Annotated in this window: 18 protein-coding genes and 1 pseudogene; 5 read left to right on the top strand and 14 right to left on the bottom strand. The window is 66.6% G+C overall.

Going from position 1 to position 21,308, the window contains the following annotated elements; translation table 11 throughout:
* Window positions 1–345 precede the first annotated feature (345 nt).
* A complete protein-coding gene (locus TEP_RS08625; RefSeq protein WP_240790663.1) occupies window positions 346–510 on the top strand; it encodes a hypothetical protein in 165 nt (54 codons plus the stop codon).
* 66 nt (window positions 511–576) lie between these two features.
* On the opposite strand, the gene TEP_RS08620 is transcribed toward TEP_RS08625, so the two are convergent.
* Together TEP_RS08620 and TEP_RS08615 are read right to left on the bottom strand one after the other, a co-directional pair.
* Window positions 577–900, bottom strand: coding sequence for a thioredoxin family protein (locus TEP_RS08620; RefSeq protein ID WP_132824972.1), 324 nt, complete (start codon window positions 898–900; stop codon window positions 577–579).
* 5 nt (window positions 901–905) lie between these two features.
* On the bottom strand, window positions 906–1,322 hold the full coding sequence (locus tag TEP_RS08615) for a host attachment family protein (RefSeq protein ID WP_032974590.1): 417 nt from the start codon (window positions 1,320–1,322) through the stop codon (window positions 906–908).
* A 586-nt stretch (window positions 1,323–1,908) separates the two neighbouring features.
* Here TEP_RS08615 and proP point away from each other — a divergent pair.
* Entirely contained in the window at window positions 1,909–3,396 is a 1,488-nt protein-coding gene (gene proP / locus TEP_RS08610) for a glycine betaine/L-proline transporter ProP (protein WP_132824971.1), read from the top strand.
* A 49-nt stretch (window positions 3,397–3,445) separates the two neighbouring features.
* Here proP and TEP_RS08605 read toward each other — a convergent pair whose 3' ends face one another.
* From TEP_RS08605 to TEP_RS08585, 5 genes and pseudogenes are all read right to left on the bottom strand, one after another.
* Window positions 3,446–4,054 (bottom strand): hypothetical protein, encoded by a 609-nt coding sequence (locus tag TEP_RS08605; protein WP_132824970.1) that lies wholly within the window; start codon window positions 4,052–4,054, stop codon window positions 3,446–3,448.
* A gap of 72 nt (window positions 4,055–4,126) precedes the next feature.
* Window positions 4,127–4,747, bottom strand: a complete 621-nt coding sequence (locus TEP_RS08600) for a hypothetical protein (protein WP_132824969.1) — start codon at window positions 4,745–4,747, stop codon at window positions 4,127–4,129.
* A 35-nt stretch (window positions 4,748–4,782) separates the two neighbouring features.
* A complete protein-coding gene (locus tag TEP_RS08595; protein WP_132824968.1) occupies window positions 4,783–5,436 on the bottom strand; it encodes a hypothetical protein in 654 nt (217 codons plus the stop codon).
* A gap of 3 nt (window positions 5,437–5,439) precedes the next feature.
* On the bottom strand, window positions 5,440–5,781 hold the full coding sequence (locus TEP_RS08590) for a type II toxin-antitoxin system prevent-host-death family antitoxin (protein ID WP_132824967.1): 342 nt from the start codon (window positions 5,779–5,781) through the stop codon (window positions 5,440–5,442).
* Window positions 5,782–5,882: 101 nt separating this feature from the next.
* Window positions 5,883–6,023: pseudogene (locus tag TEP_RS08585) on the bottom strand (LysR family transcriptional regulator); the annotation flags it as partial.
* 144 nt (window positions 6,024–6,167) lie between these two features.
* On the opposite strand from TEP_RS08585, the gene TEP_RS08580 reads away from it, so the two are divergent.
* A complete protein-coding gene (locus TEP_RS08580) occupies window positions 6,168–6,566 on the top strand; it encodes an OsmC family protein (RefSeq protein ID WP_025874386.1) in 399 nt (132 codons plus the stop codon).
* A 186-nt stretch (window positions 6,567–6,752) separates the two neighbouring features.
* Here the strand turns inward: TEP_RS08580 and glgX are convergent, their stop codons facing one another.
* From glgX to glgA, 7 genes are read right to left on the bottom strand one after another with little or no spacing between them, the layout of a single operon-like run.
* Window positions 6,753–8,873: a glycogen debranching protein GlgX gene (gene glgX, locus TEP_RS08575; RefSeq protein ID WP_132824966.1), complete on the bottom strand. Its 2,121-nt coding sequence runs from the start codon at window positions 8,871–8,873 to the stop codon at window positions 6,753–6,755.
* Window positions 8,860–9,030, bottom strand: coding sequence for a DUF2934 domain-containing protein (locus TEP_RS08570; RefSeq protein WP_132824965.1), 171 nt, complete (start codon window positions 9,028–9,030; stop codon window positions 8,860–8,862). The genes glgX and TEP_RS08570 overlap by 14 nt, the downstream gene beginning before the upstream one ends.
* Window positions 8,999–11,572 (bottom strand): malto-oligosyltrehalose synthase, encoded by a 2,574-nt coding sequence (gene treY / locus TEP_RS08565; protein WP_132824964.1) that lies wholly within the window; start codon window positions 11,570–11,572, stop codon window positions 8,999–9,001. Before treY ends, TEP_RS08570 begins: the two co-directional genes overlap by 32 nt.
* A complete protein-coding gene (locus TEP_RS08560; protein ID WP_132824963.1) occupies window positions 11,569–13,413 on the bottom strand; it encodes a 4-alpha-glucanotransferase in 1,845 nt (614 codons plus the stop codon). Before TEP_RS08560 ends, treY begins: the two co-directional genes overlap by 4 nt.
* Window positions 13,410–15,128 (bottom strand): malto-oligosyltrehalose trehalohydrolase, encoded by a 1,719-nt coding sequence (gene treZ, locus TEP_RS08555; RefSeq protein ID WP_132824962.1) that lies wholly within the window; start codon window positions 15,126–15,128, stop codon window positions 13,410–13,412. The genes TEP_RS08560 and treZ overlap by 4 nt, the downstream gene beginning before the upstream one ends.
* On the bottom strand, window positions 15,125–17,359 hold the full coding sequence (locus TEP_RS08550; protein WP_132824961.1) for a 1,4-alpha-glucan branching enzyme: 2,235 nt from the start codon (window positions 17,357–17,359) through the stop codon (window positions 15,125–15,127). Before TEP_RS08550 ends, treZ begins: the two co-directional genes overlap by 4 nt.
* Complete coding sequence (gene glgA, locus TEP_RS08545) at window positions 17,356–18,900, bottom strand: glycogen synthase GlgA (protein ID WP_132824960.1); 1,545 nt, start codon at window positions 18,898–18,900, stop codon at window positions 17,356–17,358. Before glgA ends, TEP_RS08550 begins: the two co-directional genes overlap by 4 nt.
* A 385-nt stretch (window positions 18,901–19,285) precedes the next feature.
* On the opposite strand from glgA, the gene TEP_RS08540 reads away from it, so the two are divergent.
* Both TEP_RS08540 and TEP_RS08535 read left to right on the top strand, forming a co-directional pair.
* Window positions 19,286–19,714: a PAS sensor domain-containing protein gene (locus TEP_RS08540; RefSeq protein WP_005409905.1), complete on the top strand. Its 429-nt coding sequence runs from the start codon at window positions 19,286–19,288 to the stop codon at window positions 19,712–19,714.
* Window positions 19,711–21,246, top strand: a complete 1,536-nt coding sequence (locus tag TEP_RS08535) for a sulfite reductase flavoprotein subunit alpha (RefSeq protein ID WP_132824959.1) — start codon at window positions 19,711–19,713, stop codon at window positions 21,244–21,246. The genes TEP_RS08540 and TEP_RS08535 overlap by 4 nt, the downstream gene beginning before the upstream one ends.
* Window positions 21,247–21,308: the final 62 nt, after the last annotated feature.

Genomic DNA, 21,308 nt, shown 5'->3' with positions numbered 1-21,308 from the left:
AATCAGCCCGTAATTGGAGACTTTCAGATGCAATGCTTGGTGGAACAGACCGCCAATGCGTGTGCAGGATATCCGCGCAGCGCGAACACCGCTGCCGGGTGTGGAACCCCGGAATGAGCTACGAGAGCTGCTTGCCGTGACTGCGGCGGGCGGTGCGCGGCGGCCGCATGGCCCTCCGGCTTTTCTCGTAGCTCAGCCGAAGTTCCAACCCCGCACCGCCCGCCACCCTTGCGGTGGCCACGTCCCCTCAAGGAGCCATCGCATGTCGCATGAACCGCCCATCCTGACCCCGGAAATGGAATCCCTGTTCTTCCGCATCGAACACGCCCTGAACACCGCCGAGGCATGGCGATGATGATCGGCGAGAACGAACCGGCCGACCCGCAGGCGCATCTGCGCCCGGGCTACAGCCTGCAGAAGATCACTGTTGCGATGATGGCGTTGAGCCAGCATGGCCGGCGATTGCTGCATGAACTGCGCGAGCAGCATGTGCGGGTGACGCTGCATTGAAGCGGACATCGCCGGGGAAATAAGCCGAGCGTGGCTCGGCTCCATGAAGGCCACTGAAGAGGCCACTCAATCAGGCAGCGCGCTCTGCAGTGTGGAGAGATCTGCCGCATCCACCGGCCGCACCACGCGCGCCACTTCCGTGCCATCACGCAACAGGATCACGGTCGGCCACAGCTTCACCTGGAACGAGCGGCCCAGTGGCTTGCCCTTGCCGTCTTCGACCTTCCAGTGCGGCAGATCATGTGCCTCGACGAAAGCCTGCAGTGCCGGTTGCGCAGCCTGGCAGTGGCCACACCACGGTGCACCGAATTCCAGCAACAGCCAACCGGCCTGCGCATCCACCTCCGCGCGGGCCGGCTCGGCTGCCACATGGTCACGCATGAAGGGCATGCCGGTTACGCCTGCAGCGTGCGCTGGATGTCCTCCAGCGGCGCGTTGGTAAGATCCTTGGCGATGTCGGCCAGCAAGCGAGACTGCGTCTCCTTGTGCAGCAACGGACGGATGCGGCCCAGCGTGGTGGGATCGGCAATCAGCACCAGATGCGCATAACGGTTGTTCAGCGCGTCTTCATTGAGCTGCTCGGCCACCTGCTTGGCGAAGGTCGCCTCGTTGAGCTGCGAGATCGACATGTCCTTGGGCACCGCACCGGATGGCCCCTGACCGGACACACCCTGTTCGCTGATGTCCTGCAGGCGCAGCTCGCCTTCCTGTTTCAGGGTGAGCTTGTGCTCGTTGCCGACGTTGGTGAACACGCGGGCCGAGCCACCATCGGCGACGATAACCAGGGTGCCTTCGGGAATGCGACGGGTCATGCGTTACTCCTTGCGTTGGTTCGTGACCACCGTAAAAGCCGTGGCGTGAGCGAGGCGAGCACAACATGTTCATTCGATGTGCGTGGGTCATGTGCATGAACAGGCATCATGGAACGCTGCGTTCGTACTGGCGCGATTCTCGGCACGCTCACACTGTAATCGTTATCATGAACGCATGATCGACACGACCCACTGCATGCCAGCACCTGTTGCTGGCCTGCGGGAAGCACTGCCGACCGGCGCTTCGCTTTCCATCATTGCCTCTCCCTCGCCTTTCCATCGCCTCGCGCTGGATCCCGGCGGATGACGCCTGCGGGCCCTGCCCCGCCTGTTCCTGCGCCTGCCCGACCCGCGCGTGCGCTGACACGTAATCGGACCCATCCGTTCGTCCTGCATGTCGCTCTGCGTTCTGGCAGCGGGCAATGCGTGTTGCGTGCGCGGCGTTTCATCGCACACACCTTTCGCCCCCTTCCGGGCCTTCCATCCGATGCCCCTGCGCCTGCTGCGCCAGCATCGCCGTTTCCGAATTCCGGGACATTCGTACCGCCCATTCCAACGCCATTTCCATTCTTCCAAGGGAGTCCCCATGCAGGACAACTCCGATGCCCATGCCCATTTCGGCTGGTTCAAACGCCGCCGCCATCTGAAGGTCGACGAGATCACCGTTGTCGACAAACCCATGCTCAAGCGCGCCGTCGGCGCCGCTGCACTGGGCAATGCGATGGAATGGTTCGACTTCGGTGTCTATGGCTATCTTGCCGTCACCATCGGCCAGGTGTTCTTCCCCTCCAGCAATCCCACCGCGCAGGTGATCGCCGCGTTCGCCACGTTCACGGTGGCCTTCCTGGTCCGCCCGCTGGGCGGCATGGTCTTCGGGCCCCTGGGCGACCGCTACGGGCGCCAGAAGGTACTGGCCTTCACCATGATCATGATGGCACTGGGTACGTTCGCCATCGGCCTGATTCCCTCCTATGAACGCATCGGCATCTGGGCGCCGGTGCTGTTGCTGCTCGCGCGCGTGGTGCAGGGCTTTTCCACCGGCGGCGAGTACGGCGGCGCGGCAACGTTCATTGCCGAGTACTCCACCGACCGCAACCGCGGCCTGATGGGCAGCTGGCTGGAGTTCGGCACGCTGGGCGGCTACATCGCCGGTGCCGGTACGGTGACTGCGCTGCACATGCTGTTGAGCAGCGGGCAGATGCTGGACTGGGGCTGGCGCATTCCGTTCCTGGTGGCCGGCCCACTCGGCCTGCTGGGCCTGTACATGCGCATGCGGCTGGAGGAAACGCCAGCGTTCCGCGCGTTCGCCGAAGAGGCCGAGAAGCGCGACCATGAGCGCCCCGGCCTGGTCGACCTGTTCCGCGTGCACGGCCGCCAGCTGATCGTCTGCATGGGGCTGGTGCTGGTGTTCAACGTAACCGACTACATGCTGCTGACCTACATGCCCAGCTATCTGAGCGTGACCATGGGATATGCGGAGAGCAAGGGCCTGCTGCTGATCATCATCGTGATGCTGGTCATGATGCCGTTGAACATCGTGGGTGGCCTTTTCAGCGACAAGCTGGGCCGGCGGCCGATGATCATCGGCGCCTGCATCGCGCTGCTGGTGCTGGCTGTGCCGAGCCTGCTGCTGGTGGGCAGCGGCAACGACTGGCTGATCTTTCTCGGCCTGATGCTGCTGGGCCTGGCGCTGGTGTGCTTCACCAGTTCGATGCCATCCACGCTGCCGGCACTGTTCTATACGCCGGTGCGCTACAGCGCGCTGTCCATTGCGTTCAACGTATCGGTGTCGCTGTTTGGTGGCACTACGCCGCTGGTGACCGCCTGGCTGGTGGAGCGCACCGGCGATCCGCTGGTACCGGCCTACTACCTGATGGCCGCAGCAGTAATCGGCCTGATCACGATGATTTTCGTGAAGGAAACCGCCGGCCTGCCGCTGCGTGGTTCGCCGCCGGCCGTGGGCTGCGACAAGGAGGCGGCCGCGCTGTTGAAGAGCGATGCACCGGTCACGGTGGACCGCGCCCTGCCGTCGTTGCCGGACGTGGCCGAACCGGAACAGGTGACCCCGGCCTGACTGGCCGGGGTGGCGCCAGGCATTGCCTGGCGCTGCCGGGTGCCCAGCGCTAGTCGACGCGGGCCAGCTTGCCCGGGGTCCAGCGCAGGGTCCAGACATAGTCGCCATCCGGCGGGCAGACATGCTTGTAATCCACGACATCGCACGTGCGTGCACCGGCAGCGACCTTGAACGCGACGATGATGCGGTCACCTTCGATCCTGATGGAGTGCACCGCACCAGGAATCTGCTCACCCGCGTCATCGCCGTAGCCTGAAGCGCGGATGGCGGCGAAATCCTCTGCCTCCACCGGCGACAGACTCTTCGGGTTCTCCTGGCCACGCGGGTCGTTCCTGCTCAACGCGGTCATCACCGCCACGACATTGCTCTGCGCGAACGAGCCACCGGTATAGGTCGATGTGTAGAGATGGATGACCTCTGCGCGGCCATCACCGTCCAGATCGGCAACGGCGGTCCACACGGGACGGAAATCACTCTCGATGTCATCGCCTGGGATACGCCGCAGCGAAGCTTCGGCTGCGTGGAACGCCTGTACCAGGCTCGGCGGCGATGTCTGCGATGCCGCAGATGCCGCAGATGCCGGGCCACCGCCCACCATCGCGCAAAGCGCCAATGCGGAAGGCAGCAGGACGGGATGAAAAAATGCAGGTCCGTGCATGGTGTTCTCCTTGGTGATTCGTTGCGTGCATACACCTGGCATGGCATGGCCTGGCGCTGCCGTTGATGCGGACTAGTCGGCGCGGGTCAGCTTGCCCGGGCTCCAGCGGTACACCCAGACATGCTGACCTTCCGGCGGGCAGGCCACCTTGCCACGCACGCACAGCTTTGAACTGCGGGTGCTGTTGAAGGTCACGCGGATGCGGTCACCGTCCATGGTGATCGTTTCCATTTCGCCGGGGATATGCACGCTGGCGTCATCGGCGTAGCCCGAGGCGCGGATCAACGCGTAGGTTTCGTCGTCATAGGCGGATTTGCCGGGTGACGTAGCCTGGCCCCGCACATCACCTTCGGCCAGCGGGGTCATCACCACCAGCTCGTTGAGCTGCATCGCGCTGCCGGTCTGGGTCGCGGTATAGAGATAGATGATCTCCGGGCGGCCGTCGCCATCGAGGTCGGCATTGCCGGCCCACAGCGGGCGGTAGTCGTACTGGCTGTCGGTGCCCGGGTGCAGGCGCAGCGATGCCTCGGCGGTGCGGCGTGCCTTGTCGTAGCTCATCGGCTCGTTCGGCGCCTCGACCTTGGCATCGGCCGGCGTTGCATCCTGGGCCAGCAGCGGTGCCGCCACCGTCAATGCCATGGCCGCCACCAGCGCGCGCAGGCCAGTGGCCTGCCAGTGCTTCCGCTCGTACATCCGTGTTCCTCGATCAATGAATCTGCGGGCTCGGATCATCGCACAGGCGGGCCGGCAAGCGGCGTACTGTCGGCATGCAGTTCCATCGCGCGCATGACGATGGGCTTTGCCCAGTCCGGGGTGTGCAGCAGCTCCACCACCGACACCGGATACTGCAGGCCATGGCGATCCAGCGCCAGCACCGGCAAGGGGGCAACACGCCCATAGCGATCGGCCGGCGCGCTGTTGTCATACACATGCAGTTCGGCCAAGTGCGGCATCAATGCCAACAGGTTCTCGCGTGCGGAATCGAAGCGTGCGCGGATCTTGTCCTGCGGGATGTCGTGGCCACCGCCAGCAACGCGGGCCGCCACGCGAGCAACATGCAGTTCGACGGTGGCCAACCCGCAGAACCAGATCGCCACGTCATGCTGGCTGCAGGCCTCGCGCAACAGGCGCGGAATGGTGTTGCCACCCAGGGTGGTTTCAAAGGCGAAGTCACTGCCGTCGGCGATCGCCTGGCGCAGCCGTCGTGCACCCTCCTGCCACGCTTCAGCGTTGGCGTCGGCCAACGGCCAGCCCGCCTCCACCAGGCGCCGGGTGAAGCTGTCCGGGTTGTACCAGCCCAGGCCGTCGGCCTCCAGCCAGGTGCCGAGCAGCGAACTCTTGCCGGCGCCATTGACGCCGGCCAACGCCAGGATCCGCCCCATGATTCAGAGCGGACGGCCGAGCGCGACCTTGTGGCCGCGGCGGATCGGCTTGCCCATTACCTTGCCCAGCCCCTCACCCTGCTGCAGCCCGGCCAGCGCCTGGTCGAACTCGCTGCGCAGGCGCGACAGCACGTCGCTGCGCTCTTCAGTGTCGCTGCCGCTGGCCTTGGCCAACAGCTCCTGGTAGGTCTTGATGTCCACGATCACCGCCTCGGGGTGATTGTGGTTGGTGATGACCAGCGCCTGCTTCTCGCGCACGGTGCGCATCAGGCTGGGCCAGCCACGGGTCTTGACCGAGGATGCCGGGGCCTTGTCGAGGCCGGGCAGGTCGAGCGGGAGAGTCATGGCACGGCTCCAGCGGAAGGATATGCGGCCACTATACCCAATTTGGCCAAATTGGGGATTAATGGACCCTCTTGGGCTGCCTGCCCTCCACCGGCCTGGATCTACGGCTCGTCCAGCGCCTCGAAACGCTCGGCCAGATGGTCGATCAACGCGCGCACCGCCGGCAGCAGACCGCGCCGCGGCGGGAACACGGCATGCACGATGCCGTGTCTGGGCTGCCACTGCGGCAGGATCGGCACCATCAATCTCTTCATCGAAACCGATGGTACGGCCGGCATCCAGTTCTCGTACGATCGCACAGAGTGATTCCTTGGCGGCTCCGCCTCCGGCTGGCGCCGCCTCTTACTGCAACCGAGCATGGCTCGGCCCTACCACCGGGGATTTCCATGGCCTACGCACGCATTGTTTCGACCGCCGACAACTACCTGCACCACATCAGCAACGGCCATTTCGATGTCGCGGCCGATGAACCCGCTTCGCTCGGTGGCCAGGGCAAGGGCTTCGCCCCGTTCGACCTGTACCTGGCCTCGCTGGCCGCGTGTACCGCCATCACCCTGCGCATGTACGCGCAGCGCAAGGGCTGGGAGCTGGGCGAGTTCCACGCCGAGCTGCGTTCCGAACGTGATGCGGATGGACGCTTCCATGTGCACCGCGTGCTGCATGCCACCGCCGAGCTGAGCGATGCGCAGTGGCAGCGGTTGCTGGAGGTGGTGGAAAAGACCCCGGTGACGCTGGTGATGCGCGAAGGCGCACGGATCACCAGCGAGCGCGGGGCAGCAGCATAAGCGCATCCACGCATGGCGTGGATCGACTGCAGAGCCGAGCCCATGCTCGGCGGCGAGCGTGGATGGTTGCAGGCGTCGGGCCGCGTCACAGCACCCCGGGCAGGCGCAGGTTGACCGATGACCCTCGAAACGCCAGGCAACCCTGGCGTTCCATCAGCCCCCACGCTGCATTGACGGGCCCTGCAATCAGGCGCTGCTGCTCGCCGCGAGCAAGCACAGGCTGCGGGCGGGCAAGGTCCAGACTCCCGATTCGTCCGGTTCCAACGGCGTTTCGTCGGTCTGCAGCAGTACGCGCCGGAATGACAGCGCGTCATCCGATACGCGGAACTGCTGCGGCTCGTCTCCGGCATTCAACAGCAGAGCGAGGCTGACATGCCGTCCGGGCTCAGGCAGGCCGCTGTCAGGGCTACGACCGTCCAGCACGATCAGCAGCGCACGCAGCGCCACATCGTGCCAGTCCGCCTCCTCCATGGAGCGGCCATCAGGATGCCGCCAGTCAATATCGCGCAGGCCCAGCGCTTCATTGTATTCGCCGCGCAGGAACCGGTTCCGGCGCAGCAAGCCATAGCGCCGGCGCAACGATAGTGCGCGCCGCACGAATGCAACCTGCGCCTGCGCCGCCGGCTGTGCGGCACGCTCCCAGTCAATCCAGCTCAACGGGTTGTCCTGGCAGTAGGCATTGTTGTTGCCCTGCTGCGAATGACCGAACTCGTCGCCGGCCAGCAGCATCGGTGTGCCCTGTGCCAGCAGCAGCGTGGCCAGCAGGTTGCGCATCTGGCGCCCGCGCAGCGAAAGGATCGCCGGGTCGTCGGTGTCACCCTCGACGCCGTGATTGCTGGAAAGGTTGTGCGAATGGCCGTCCCGGTTGTCTTCGCCGTTGGACTCGTTGTGGCGATCGTTGTAGCTGACCAGATCGTGCAGGGTGAATCCATCGTGTGCCGTCACCAGGTTGATGCTGGCCGACGGCCGCCTGCCGTGGTGTTCGAACAGGTCGGCCGACCCGGTGAAACGGGTGGCAAATTCCGGCAGCTGCCCCCCGTCGCCGCGCCACAGCGCGCGCACCGTATCGCGGAAGCGGTCGTTCCACTCCGCCCATCCCGGCGGGAACTGGCCAAGCTGGTAGCCTCCCGGACCGATATCCCAAGGCTCGGCAATCAGCTTCACCTGGCTCAGGATCGGATCCTGGCGCACCGCATCGAGAAAGCTGCCGGAGGCGTCGAAGCCATGCCGTTCACGGCCGAGGATGGTTGCCAGATCGAAGCGGAACCCGTCCACCCGCATCTCGGTCACCCAGTAGCGCAGAGAGTCCATCACCATGCGCAGCGCGCCGGCGTTGGTCAGGTCGAACGTATTGCCGGTACCGGTGTCGTTGATGTAATAGCGACGATCATCGGCCAGCCGGTAGTAACTGGCATTGTCGATGCCCTTGAACGACAGCGTGGGACCCAGCTCGTTGCCTTCTGCGGTGTGGTTGTAGACCACGTCCAGGATGACTTCGATGCCGGCATTGTGCAGCCGCGCGACCATCTGCTTGAACTCGGCCACTATACCCAGCGACAGGTAGCGCGGCTGCGGCGCGAAGAAGCCGATGGTGTTGTACCCCCAGTAGTTGCGCAGTCCGCGCTCAAGCAACTGCTGATCGTCCACGTAGGCATGCACGGGAAGCAGCTCGATGGCGGTCACGCCCAGATGGCTGAGGTGATCGACCACCGCATCGTGCCGCAACGCAGAGAAGGTGCCACGCTCGGCCTGCGGCACGTCGGGGTGCTGCATGGTCAGCCCACGCACGTGCGCTTCGTAGATCACGGTACGGTCCCAGGGCGTTGCCGGTGCACGTTCGACACCCCAGCTGAAGGCGGGATCGATCACGGCGCAGCGCGGCATGTAGCTGGCGCTGTCGCGGCGGTCGAAGCTGAGATCGCCATCGCGGTGGCCCAGGGTGTAGCCGAACAGGTGCGGCGCCCACTTCAGCTCGCCGACGATCTGCTTGGCATACGGGTCCAGCAGCAGTTTGTTGGGATTGAAGCGATGGCCTTCCTCCGGCGCATACGGACCATGCACCCGATAGCCATAACGCTGCCCGGGCCGCACATCCGGCAGGTAGCCGTGCCAGATCTCGTTGGTGTACTCCGGCAGCGCGATGCGCTCCACCTCGCGGTTACGCGTGTCGAACAGGCACAACTCCACCCGGGTGGCGTGCCGCGAGTACAGTGCGAAGTTCACGCCCAATCCATCCCAGGTCGCTCCCAGCGGGAAAGGCCGTCCTTCGCGCACGCGCGAGGTCTGCGTCCACTTACGGCTGGCCATCGGTTCCCTCCTCGCCGCGCGCCGCAGCAATCTCGGCTTCCACCAGCCGCTCGGCCATGTGCCAGTGCCGCTGCTGCTGGTCGTCCGGGCGCCCTTCCGCCTCCCAGATCTGGTGGGCCAATGCCTCAATCCGCTGCCGTTGTTCCCTGCTGTCCATCCCTTTCCGTCTCCTCATTGATCCATACCGCCAAGGGGGCGCCAGCCAGAAGCAGCGCCGCGTCAGCGGTTCCGTTGAAATGTTCGATGCGCCCATCCAGGAGGTTGCGCATGGGCCCGGCCGGCAGGCCCCGCAGCGCCAGACTGGAGGCAAGGTGTGGCGCAACGCGCAGGCTGGGGCCCGGGGAAGTGGCGGGCGATCCCCGCCGCACCACCACCAGCAGCGCCTGCCGCTGATGCCTGCGCATGAAGGCCAGCCAAGGTGAGCGGGCAGGCGCGGACAGCGGTTGCAACTGGCCATGCCGGAACAGGTCCGGATACCTTCGCCGGAGGTCCAGCAGCTTATGCACCAGAAACGCCTTGACGTCACCGTCGCGCCAGTCTTCCAGCAGTACGGACCAGGAACGCGTGTCAGCAAGCCATCGCTGCCGCGTCGGGTAGTCCACCGGACGCCGGTTGTCCGGGTCCACCATGCTCAGGTCCCAACCGTCGCCGCCCTGGTAGAGATCGGGCACGCCGGGCAGGCAAAGCTGCAGGCAGACCTGGGCCAGTCCATTGCAGGCGCCTGCCGGCGCGATGCGCGCTACGAAGGTCCCCAGCGCCTCCCGCAACGGCTGCAATGGCGTGCCGTCCAGCAGTGCGTGCAGCCAATGGGCGGCCGCGCCCTCCATCGCCAGGTCTGGATCAGACCAGTTGCTGAGCCGTTTGCCCTCGCGCAACGCTTTGGTCATCCATTCCGCCATCCTCGATGCAAAATCAGCACCGGGCACGCCCTGCATCGGCCACGCGGCCACGAGCGCCTGCCACAGCGCGTACGCCTCGGCGCCCGGCAACGGCAGCGGCATGCCGGCTTGGGTCGCCATCCGGCTCCAGCGCTCTACCGCGCCCCGCCACTCCAGCGTGCAGGTACTGAGCACCGCCAGCCGCGCCCGGCTGTCGGCGCCACGCTTGTGATCGTGAGTGGCCAGCGCAAGCAACGCGTCAGGATGATGCTGCAGGCGCCGGGCTGCATGCTGCAGCAGCTCTCGCCCCGTCATGCCCAGCCGCTGCGGGTCACTGCCGACTTCGTTGCGTGACAGCAGCCTGAAGTAACGATAGAAGGCGGTATCCTCCACCGACTTGGCGTTCAACGGCGCCGCCAGCTGCCCGAACCGCGCGCGCAGCTCGCTTTCGGCCTGCGCATGGCCGGGAAGTGCCTGCAGCAGCAGGTCCAGCGCGGCACGTCCGGTACCGTCCAGCGCGCTGCGCGCTGCGGCAACGGCCTCCGCCAGTGCCCTCCGTTCATCCGCGCCACGCAGCGAATAGGGCCGATAGGTGCGGTACCGCTGCAGCAGTGCGGCCAGCGCGCGCGCCAATGCAGCCATACCGAGGTCGGCCTCGGCCAGCCGTTGCTGCAATACCCTCTGCGCGGTCCGCAGCAGCCGCTGGAAATCGGTGTTGAGGGACTGGCGCAGCACGGTGCTGCGGGCATCCCGCTGTACTGCGTCAAAGTCACGTGCGTCGCCGCTGGCCGCTTGCCACGCGCGGGAGAGCGCCGGTGCAGCTGCCGGATCATGCAGCCACGCGCCAACCTGGTCCATGAAGTCATAGCCGGTCGTGCCGTCGCAGGCCCACCCATCGGGCAGGTGTTCGCCCTCGGCCAGTATCTTCTCCACATGCAGGCTGACCGAATCCGGCTCCCGGCCGCCGGACACGCACGCAGCATCGATCGACTTGCGCAGGCGCGATAGATATGTCCCCGGCGACGACAGGCCATCGATGTGGTCGATACGCAGTCCATCCACCCATCCCTCGCGCACCAGTCGCAGCGGCAGCGCATGGACCGCCTCGAACACGTCATCGCGCTCCACCCGCAATGCGGCCAGCTCGTTGATGTCGAAGAAGCGCCGATAATTCACCTGGTCGCCTGCGCTGCGCCACCACGCCAGCCGGAAGTGCTGCCGCTGCAGCAGTGCCTGCAACCGTTCGACGCTCCGGTTGCAGCGTTCGGCCCAGTCCGGCCAGTGCGCCGCAGCCGCCGGATGGCTGCGTGGCGACAACGGCAGTACAAGTCCATGATGGCGCAGCCCGGGTCGCGCATCGTCCACCACCACACGCACGACGCCGTCGCGCACGGCGTCGTGCAGTGGCCGGTCCAGCACAGGCAGCCAGAGCCGGCCTTCGCAGCCCGGCGCCTCCCAGTCAATGTCGAACCACCCGGCGTGGGGGCTTCGACGCCCATGCATCAGCACATCGCGCCACCAATGGCTGTGCGGGGATGCCGCCAGGTGATTGGGCACGATGTCCAGGATCAGGCCCATGCCGTGCGAGCGCGCTTCTGTCGCCAGTTGCCGGAAGGCCGCTTCGCCGCCCAGTTCCGGGTTGATGCTGGCCGGATCGGTGCCGTCGTAGCCGTGCGTGGATCCGGGCACCGCAGCAGCGATCGGCGACAGGTAAAGGTGGCTGATACCCAGGGCGGCGTAGTAAGGCACTTGCGCCGCAGCGGCCTGGAGGTTGAAGCCCGCATGCAACTGCAGGCGCGCGGTGGCACGTAATCGGCTCATCGCATCGCCTTGCGCCGGGTGGCGCTGAATCGGGCAACACGCGCGTCGGTGGTACCGCGGTCCCACACCAGCGGCAACCGGCGGCGCCAGTTCGGATGGCCGTTGACCGTGCCCGGCAGGTTCACCTGCGCACGGCTCCCCAGCGCATCTTCCAGCGGGAGCAGCGCCAGCCGTGAAGGTGTTTGCGCGACCAGTGACAGCGCGCGCGCTTCCAGTGTCGTTTCCTCGCCACCGGCGACTGCAGACAGCGCCTGGACGTCGCGGGCACGCGCGCGCAATGCCGCTGGCAGCTCGGTCAGCTCACCCATACGGGCGCGCCAGCGAAGGTCGCGTCCACGCAGCCAGCCGGCAAGCGGCGGCAGGTCATGAGTGGAGGGCATGGCCACCGCATCGCGGCGCCACCTGGGCGCCGGCTGGAAGTGCTCGCCATCGCGTGCGAACGGTAGAACCTCGATCCCCAGGACGCCGCGAGCCGCCAGCCGCTGGCGGATGCCTGGCGGCACCACGCCGAGGTCTTCTCCGATCAGCACGCAGCGGTGCCGCCACGATTCAAGCACCAGCAGGTTGATCAGATCGTCGAACGGATAGCGCAGGTAGACGCCCTGTCCGGCGCTCGCGTCGCGGGGTAGTACCCACAGGCGCTGCAGGCCAAGAATGTGGTCGATGCGCAGTCCGCCCCGGCCGGCCATCACCGCGCGAAGCACACGAATGTACGGATCGAAGCCCTCGCGCTGCAGTGCCAACGGTGACCAGGTAGTGATGCCCCAGGCCTGGCCCAGCGGATTGAACGCGTCCGGGGGCGCACCCAGCTCAAGCCCCTGCAGCAGATGCGCGCCGCCGGTGCGGGCTTCCACTCCCTGCGGCGCACAACCCACGGCCAGATCCGCGATCAACCCTATCTTTGCGCCATCGTTGGACAGCCTGTCCTGTACCTGGGCCCATGCCTGCTGCGCCAGCCACTGCGCAAACGCATGGTCCTCGGCGCTTCCTGTGGACGCATCGGCAGCATGCTGGCAATAGCGCTGCAGCGGCTCGCCCTGTGCAGCGCACCAGGCTTGGACCCGCTCGTGCTGTGACGGCGTCTCCGTGCGCAGCCATTGACGTACCTGCCGCAGCCAGCGCCACTTCAATGCGGCCGAGTGCGGCCAGTCGATACGGCGTTGCGCAGTGGCCGCAGCAATCGCCGTCGTCAACTTGTCGTCCTGGCGCAGTACGGCGTTGGCCGCCTGCGGGATTACTTGCGGCAGGGACGCCTGCAGCGGGTCGAGCCAGCCCCGGTGGCTGGGCGAATAGGGGCTGTGCCCCGGTCCCGGTGGCATGCCTGCGTGCATTGGGCTCAACCCAAGCGCGTCGCCACCGTGCCGGCGCAGCAGGTCGGCCCATCCCGCGCATCCGGCACTGTCTCCGATACCCGCATCTCCGCCGGCGCGCAGGCTGTAGATCTGCGCCGACAGGCCCCAACCACGCAGCACGTCCCGTGGCCACCAAGCCTGCTGGGGCGCTACTGCAACGGCCTGCTGCCGGCCGCCCTGCCGCCACTGCCAATAGCCCGGCCGATCCGGCACTCGCCACTGCCCGTGCGCGTCGGCTCGTGCGGCCTGCTCGCGCCCCTGTTCGTCCACCCAGCACGCCGCGCCCGTTGCCTCCGGCATTGCCAGCGCTTGGCCGCAGCAGGCGGTGAGCAAGGGCGGATGCACCGGCGCACCATCGCACTGCAGCCCCTCCACTACCGCGCGAAGCACGTCCGGCCCAACCTCACGCTCGACACCGGCCACGTCGGTCCAGCGGACGAGCAGACCCGCGCGCCGTGCCGCCTCCCGCACTGATGCATCGGTAATCATGCCGCCACCCAGCACACACGCACGCCGCCACCTTCCGGCAGCATCTCGCCGGTGTCTGTTCCCAGCAGGTCGTCGCCGGCCGGCAAGGCGTGGGGCACGGCCGCCGGGCCCACGTTGATCGCAATCCACCATTGGCCCGCAGGCAGTTGCCAGCCGGCCTGCACCGCTCCCTTGCCGAGCACGCGTGCGCCCAAGGACCGTGCCTGCAGCAGGCCCGGCTGCAGATAGCGGCTGCGCAGCGCCAGAATTTCGCGCGTGGAGCGCAGCCATCGCTGCGACCAGGGATCATCGCGGGGCGGAGGCACGTACGAGGCCTGCAGCGTGGCCGGATCGTTCGGGTCGGGGATGCGGGCCCGTGACGCCGGGTCGGCAAAAGCGGCGAAGCCTGAGAATTCGCGGCGACGTCCTTCGCGCACTGCCTCGTCCAGAGGGGGCGCATAGTCGGTGAAGAACAGAAATGGAGACCGCGCCTGCCAAGGTTCGCCCATGAACAGCAGCGGGACCATCGGCGTCAGCAGCGTCAGCGCCAGCGCCGCACGCAGTGACACCGGATCCACCAGCATCGACAGGCGCTCGCCGAAGGCACGGTTCCCTACCTGGTCGTGGTTCTGCGCAAACACCACGAAGCGCGCAGGCGACAGGTCGCCGCTCGGCTCGCCGCGGGGTTGACCATGCAGATCCGGCTCGCCCTGCCAGGCGAATCCTTCGGCCAGGCAGCGCGCGAGCAACGTTTCGGCGCGCCCGGCATAGGCGGCGTAGTAGCCTTCCTGCTCGCCGGTCAGCATCACATGCAGCGCATTGTGGAAGTCATCGTTCCACTGTCCCTGGTAGGCACCGCGCAGCCACCGGGCCTGGTTGCGCTCGTTCTCCAGTATGAGGTGCGCCTGCGGCACCGCTGCGTGCACCTCGTCGGCCAGCTGTTGCAGGAACCGGTCATCGTCGATGGCGTGCACCGCATCCAGGCGCAGCCCGTCGAAGCCGTAGTCACGCAACCACATCAGTGCATTGTCGATGAAGAACCGCCGTACCCAAGGCTGGCGGAAATCGATGGCCTCGCCCCAGGGGGTGCTGTGATCGTCACGGAAGAATCCGCGCGCGTAGTCGCGCAGATGGTTGCCCTGCGGCCCGAAGTGGTTGTAGACCACATCCAGCAGCACGGAAAGCCCCGCATCATGTGCCGCGTCGACGAAGGCCTTCAGTGCTGACGGCCCGCCATAGGCGTTGGCCGGTGCATATGCAAAGACACCGTCGTAGCCCCAGTTGCGTTGGCCGGGAAACTGCGCGACCGGCATCAGCTCGATGGCGGTGATTCCGGTCGCAGCAAGCATCGGCAGCTGCGCCGTCAGCGCCGCCAATCCGCCACTGGCCTCGATGTGCACTTCGCAGATCACCAGGTCCTGCCAGGCATGCCCTGGCCATCCGGCATGCCCTGCAGCCATGCCGAGCACTACCGCACTGTCGCCGTCCACACCGTCAGGCTGCCAACGGGAGGCCGGATCGGGCACGTCCTGGCCGGAGGCCAAGCGGAATCTGTAACGGTCACCATGCGAAGCCTGTGTCCGCACCCAATGGCAACCGTCTGCGTCACGCTGCATGGGCAGCAGCACGCCTTGCAGGCACAGCGCCACCGTGGCTGCGTCCGGCGCCCACACACGGAATTCAACCCCTTCTCCGGCCGCCGGCCATGCGCCCAGGCGCGGGCCCCCTGTGGTCATGCGTCGACCTGCAGATACAGTGTGGACAGCGGAGGCACCGTCAGCCGAAGGGACTGCGCGTGCCCGTGCATTGCATTCGGCTCGGCATGCACCGCCCCCAGGTTGCCGGCATTACCGCCGCCGTAGTGAACGCTGTCGGTATTGAGACGCTCGACCCAGCGCCCGGCGTGCGGCACCCCCACCCGGTAGTCTTCACGCAGCACCGGAGTGAAGTTGCTCACCACCAGCAGGGTTCGCCCGCTGCCGGCAGGGTCCCTGCGAATGAAGGCATAGACGCTGTTGCGGCTGTCATCGGCGACGCTCCAGTCGAAGCTGCGCTCATCATGTTCGTCGCGATGCAGGGCAGGCTCGGAACGAAGCACTGCGTTGAGATCGCCCAGCAGGCGCGACAGGCCCTGCCCGTCATTGCTCGCGGCCTGCTGCCAATCCAAGGCTGCATCGTGCGACCACTCATGTTCCTGGCCGAACTCGCCGCCCATGAACAGCAGCTTGCCACCCGGGTGTGCCCACATGAAGCCGTAATACGCGCGTAGATGGGCCACCCGCTGTGCTGGGCTGCCCGCCATTTTCGCCAACAGCGACCCTTTGCCGTGCACCACCTCGTCATGCGACAGGGGCAGCACGTACCGTTCGGAGAATGCATAGACCAGACCGAAGCTGATCTCGCTGTGGTGGTGCTGGCGATGGACCGGATCACGCCCCAGGTATTGCAGGGTGTCATGCATCCAGCCCATGTTCCATTTATGGGTGAAGCCGAGCCCGCCCTCCTCCACCGGCGCGGTCACACCCGGCCAGGCAGTGGATTCTTCGGCGATCACCAGCACGTCCGGCAAACGCTCACGCAGCGTCTGGTTCATGCGCCGCAGGAAAGCCACTGCCTGCAGGTTCTCGCGCCCGCCCTGTTCGTTGGGAATCCACTCACCCTCGGCGCGGCTGTAATCCCGGTACAGCATCGACGCCACCGCGTCTACGCGCAGTCCATCGATATGGAACCGCTCCACCCACTCCAGGGCACTACCGATCAGGTAGGCGGCCACCTCGTTGCGGCCGTAGTTGTAGATCAACGTGTCCCAGTCGGCGTGAACCCCTTCGCGGGGATCGGCGTGTTCGTACAGCGAGGTACCGTCAAAGCCCGCCAGGCCATGGGCATCATTCGGGAAGTGTGCGCTGACCCAGTCCACGATCACCCCTACACCGGCCTGATGGCAGCGGTCCACGAAGCGGGCGAACGCGGGCGGCGTCCCATGCCGCGCTGTCGGCGCGTAGATCCCCAGCGGCTGATAGCCCCAGGAACCGCCGAACGGATGTTCGCTGACCGGCAACAGCTCGATATGGGTGAAGCCGAGCCTGGCCACATACGGAATCAGCCGATCGGCCAGTGCGTCCCAGTCCAGCGGCGCACCGTCGTCGCGACGCTGCCATGAGGCCGCGTGCACCTCGTAGATGGACAGTGGTGTGGAGGTTCCGGCCCGGCGCCGGGCCGCCAACCACTCCTCATCGTGCCACCGCATCGGGTCCGCCTCCGGCACCCGCGATGCGGTGGCCGGGGGCAGCTCGGCCCAGCGCGCCATAGGGTCGCACTTGTCGGGCATTACCCGGCCATCGGCCCCGACAATGCGGAACTTGTAGCGGGCACCGGCCTGCACCCCAGGCAGGAACAGCTCCCAGACGCCAGCGTCATGGCGCAGTCGCATCGGGTGGCGACGGCCATCCCAACCATTGAAATCGCCCACTACGGCGACGCGCCGGGCATTGGGCGCCCACACCGCAAAGCGCACACCGGCTACGCCCTGCACCTGCATCGGTATCGCCCCGAGCTGGCGCGCCGCGTCTGCATCACCGGCATGGAAACGCTGCAGAACCGCTTCCTCCAGCAACGGGCCAAAGGCATAGGCATCATGCATCTGCTCCACCCCCTGCTCGGAATGCAGGGCCAGCAGCGGCACCGGTGCTTCGCCAGCTGCGCCCTCGAACAGGCCGGGCAAGGGGCCCGGTTGCAGCTCCCAGCGTCGCCCGCCGTCTCCAATCACCTCCACCCTCTGTGCATGCGGGGCCAGCACGCGCAGCCTGCGTTCACCATTGGCCTGGCGATGCGGGCCCAACCAGGCGAATGCATCGGCCGGGCGCGCATGAACGAGGTCAACCAGCGCCGGCACGATGCGGTCATCCAGTCCGGTATCGGCCAGGGTTTCATCCTGGAGGGCGGACAGATGCAGGCTCTCGTGATTCATGCGGCCACCTGGCAGGTCTGCTGGTACAACGCCAGATACGCACGACCCGCTGCGTCCCAGCCGCCCGGCCGCAGCATGGCCGCGCGGCGCATCGCCTGCAGCAGGCCCGGCAGGCGGAACGTGCGCATGGCCCGTTCCACGCAACGACGCAGGCCATCTGCATTCGCACCGTGGAACAGGAAGCCGGTCACACCGTCCTCGACGGTATCCACCAGCCCGCCGGTCGCATGTGCGATCGGCAGGCAGCCGAAACGCTGCGCGTACATCTGGCTCAACCCGCAGGGTTCGAATCGTGAAGGCATCAGCAGGAAGTCGGCACCGGCAAACATCTGGCGTGCAAGTGCCTCCTCAAAGCCGATGAATGCGCCCACCCGCCCGGGATAGCGCCGCGCCAGCTCCTGCACCTGTGCTTCGACCTGCGGCTCGCCACCGCCGATGATGACAAGCTGCCCACCGGCGGCCACGATCTGTGGCGCCACATCGCAGGTGATGTCCAGGCCCTTCTGGTGCACCAAGCGCGAGACCACTGCAAACAGCGGGCCGGCCGAGGGCGCCAGACCGAACGCCTTGCGCACCGCATGGGTATTGGTGGCGCGCCCCGTCCATTCGCCAACGCTGAAGTGGGCCTTGAGGTGGATGTCCCGTCGCGGGTCCCAACTGGCATCGATGCCGTTGACGATGCCGCTCAGGTGACCGCCGGCTGCACGACGGGCCAACAGGTCATGCAGGCCGCACCCATCGTCGGGGGCAGTGATCTGCTGTGCGTAGCGCAGGCTGACCGTATTCAGCCTCGAGGCATTGGTGATGCCGCCCTGCAGGAACGACATCTGCCCGTGGAAGTGCAGCTCATCGAGGTGCTCGGCCGGTATGCCCAGCACAGGCGCAAGCGCGTACGGGAACAGGCCCTGGTACGCCAGATTGTGGATCGTCAGCAGGGTCGGTACAGCAGTGCGGTCCCAGCGCACGTAAGCCGCCGCCAGCGCTACGGGCCAATCATTCAGGTGCAGCAGCTGCGGTGACCAGTCCAGACCGGCACGCCCGGCCGCGATTTCCGCAGCCGCGTGTGACAGCGTAGCGAAGCGCACCGCGTTGTCCTTCCACTCCTGACCCTGCCCATCCACGTAGGGCGAACCCTCGCGCTCGTATAGCGCTGGAGAAAGCAGCACGTAGATCGGCAGCCCGTCAGCCTGTACAGCCATTCCGATACGGCAGGCGGGCAAGCCGGCCCGCGGTGCGATACGCCCCACCTCCTGCAGCTGGGGCAGGCGCTGCAGCACCTCCTGGTAGCCTGGCAGCAACACCCGCGAATCGCACGCGCCGCGCACCGCACGAGGCAGCGCCGCAGCGACATCGCCCAGCCCGCCAGCTTTGACGAAGTCCGCCATCTCGGTGGCCACGAACAGCACACGCTGCACCAGTCCGGGAAGTTGCAGCGGCTGCGAGTGGCCGCGGCGGGTGCCGATCGGCACCAATGTGGTGGACGGTGCTGCAGTGGTGGGCGGTGCCGCAACGATTGAAGCGGACTGGGCTGCGCGGGCCATGGGGAATCTCTCGTTAATTCAGGCAGGCAGACGCCAGCGGCGCCCGCGTGGGCGCTGATGCTGGGAAGGAAGTCGACGCGGGACGTGGGGGACGTCAGCGAGAGGCTCAGGAGGACAATAGCCCTGCATGCGATCAATCAACCGTGAAGCCACGGCGATTTCTTTGTGACAACACGTCATGAGCAAAGTACGCGAGGTCGACTTCCAGCCGCCCCTCGGGGTGCACCAGCCCGGCCGATCAGCACATGCAGGCCCTGCTGCGACAGCCGGTCGCAGGCCCCTCCCGGTACACGCTTGACCTATATCAATCCGCCCCACGCCACGGTCGCGTATCTCTATGCAGGAACCCAATACGCCGGCGTCACCGGCATCCAAAGGACCTGCGATGAGCTACACCCCCGACAACGCCCAGCTGCTCAATGCCATGCAGAACGTGATGGTGATCTCCACCACCGACCTGCAGGGCAACATCACCTATGCCAACGACCTGTTCTGCACGCTCACCGGGTTCGCGCGCGAGGAACTGATCGGCCAGCCGCACAGCATCGTCCGCCATCCGGACGTACCCAAGGCCGTCTACAAGGACATGTGGGACACCATCAAGGCCGGCAAGACCTGGACCGGCATCGTCCCCAACCTTGGCAAGGGCGGCGTGCTCTACGTGGTCGACACCACCGTGCAGCCGCTGTTCGACGCCGATGGCAACATCACCTCCTACATCAGCATCCGCCGCGTGGTGAACGACCTGATGCAGAACTACGACCTGGTCGAGTTCAGCAAGGAAAAGTTCGACGACTTCTACGAGGCTGCGTGAACGCAATCCCCACACGCAGGCCCATCAGCCGGCTGCTGGTCGGTTTCGCCTCCGAGTCGGGCAACGCCCGCGCCCTGGCCCAGCGCCTGGGCGCGGACCCGGGCCTGCAGCCGCATGGACCGCAGGTCCTGCCGTTCAATGACATCGATGTGGCCGGCCTGGGCCACGGCGATGTGCTGCTGGCCATCTCCAGCTCGTTCGGCGACGGCGAGCCACCGGCCAATGGCGAGCGCTTCTTCGAGTCGCTGCGACAGGCGCCCGCCCTGCCAGGACTGCGCTACGCGGTGTTCGGCCTGGGGGATACCGGCTACCCCAGCTTCTGCGGTTTCACCAAGGCGCTGGATGCAGCGTTGAGTGATCGTCAGGCGCAGCCACTACTGCACCGTGTCGACGCCGACCTCGGCTACGAACAGTTCTTCCAGCAGTGGCGGCCTGTGCTGGGCCAGGTACTGGACGGTGATGCGACCGCCGGCCAGGATCTGCGCCTGCAGGTGACGGCCTACGGCGAAGACAACGCGTTCGCCGCCGGCATTGTCGAACGACGCCGACTGAATCACAGCACCCCCGCCGCCTGGCACCTGCAGCTGGACATCGCGGGCAGCGGCATGGCCTACCGGGCCGGCGATACCCTGCATCTGGTTCCGGAAAACGATCCTGCGTTGCTGCAGGCCCTGGCCAGCTGGTATGGCGATTCCAGCGCCGTTGACGCGCTGCGCGACCGCGAACTGCGCCTGCTCAGCAAGGGCGTACTGCGCGAACTGGCCAGGCTGGGGGGTAGCGACGTACTGAAAAGCCTGCTGAAGATCAGCCAGAAACGCGAACTGGACGCCTACCTGCATGGCCTGGACCTGCTGGACGTGCTGCAGGACCACGCCACCCCGCAGTCGGTTCCGCTGGCGCGATTGCGCGAGCTGCTCTCACCCTGCCTGCCGCGCGCCTACTCGATTGCCTCGCATCCGCGCGATGACCAGCTGAGCCTGTGCGTGCGCGAAGTGCGCTACACCCTGCGTGGCCGCGAACGCTTCGGCACCGCCACCGGCAGCCTGCTGCACGGCGGCGACACGGCGCGCGTGTACTGCCGCTCCAATCCGGGCTTCCACCTGCCCGAAGGCAGCGACGCGCCCCTGCTGCTGGTCGGCACCGGTACCGGCATCGCGCCGCTGATGGGCCTGATGCAGGAACTGCAGGCAAGCGGCGATGCGCGGGAGGTCCATCTGGTGTTCGGCGAGAAGCACCGCGAGCATGACTTCCTGTACCGCGAGCAGCTGCAGGACTGGCAGGCGCGTGGCGTACTGGCCAGCCTGCACACGGCGTTCTCGCGCGATGCTGCGCAGAAGGTCTATGTGCAGCATGTGCTGCAGCAGCAGGCCACGCAGATGCAGGATGTGCTGGCCCGTGGCGGCCACATCTACCTGTGTGGCAACAAGAGCCACCTGGAAGGTGCGGTGCGCGAAGCCATCGACGCGATCGGCGGCGAAGGCCATTGGGATACCCTGCGCGATGAGGGCCGCACCCACTGCGAGCTGTATTGAACCGTCCCTCGGAGAGCCGGCCGCTGGCCGGCTGCTCTTGGCGCTATGAAGCTGCCGGCCAG

Source organism: Stenotrophomonas sp. TEPEL (assembly GCF_004348785.1).
GTDB classification, from domain to species: Bacteria; Pseudomonadota; Gammaproteobacteria; order Xanthomonadales; family Xanthomonadaceae; genus Stenotrophomonas; species Stenotrophomonas indicatrix.
This window is presented reverse-complemented; position numbering and strand designations above follow the sequence as displayed.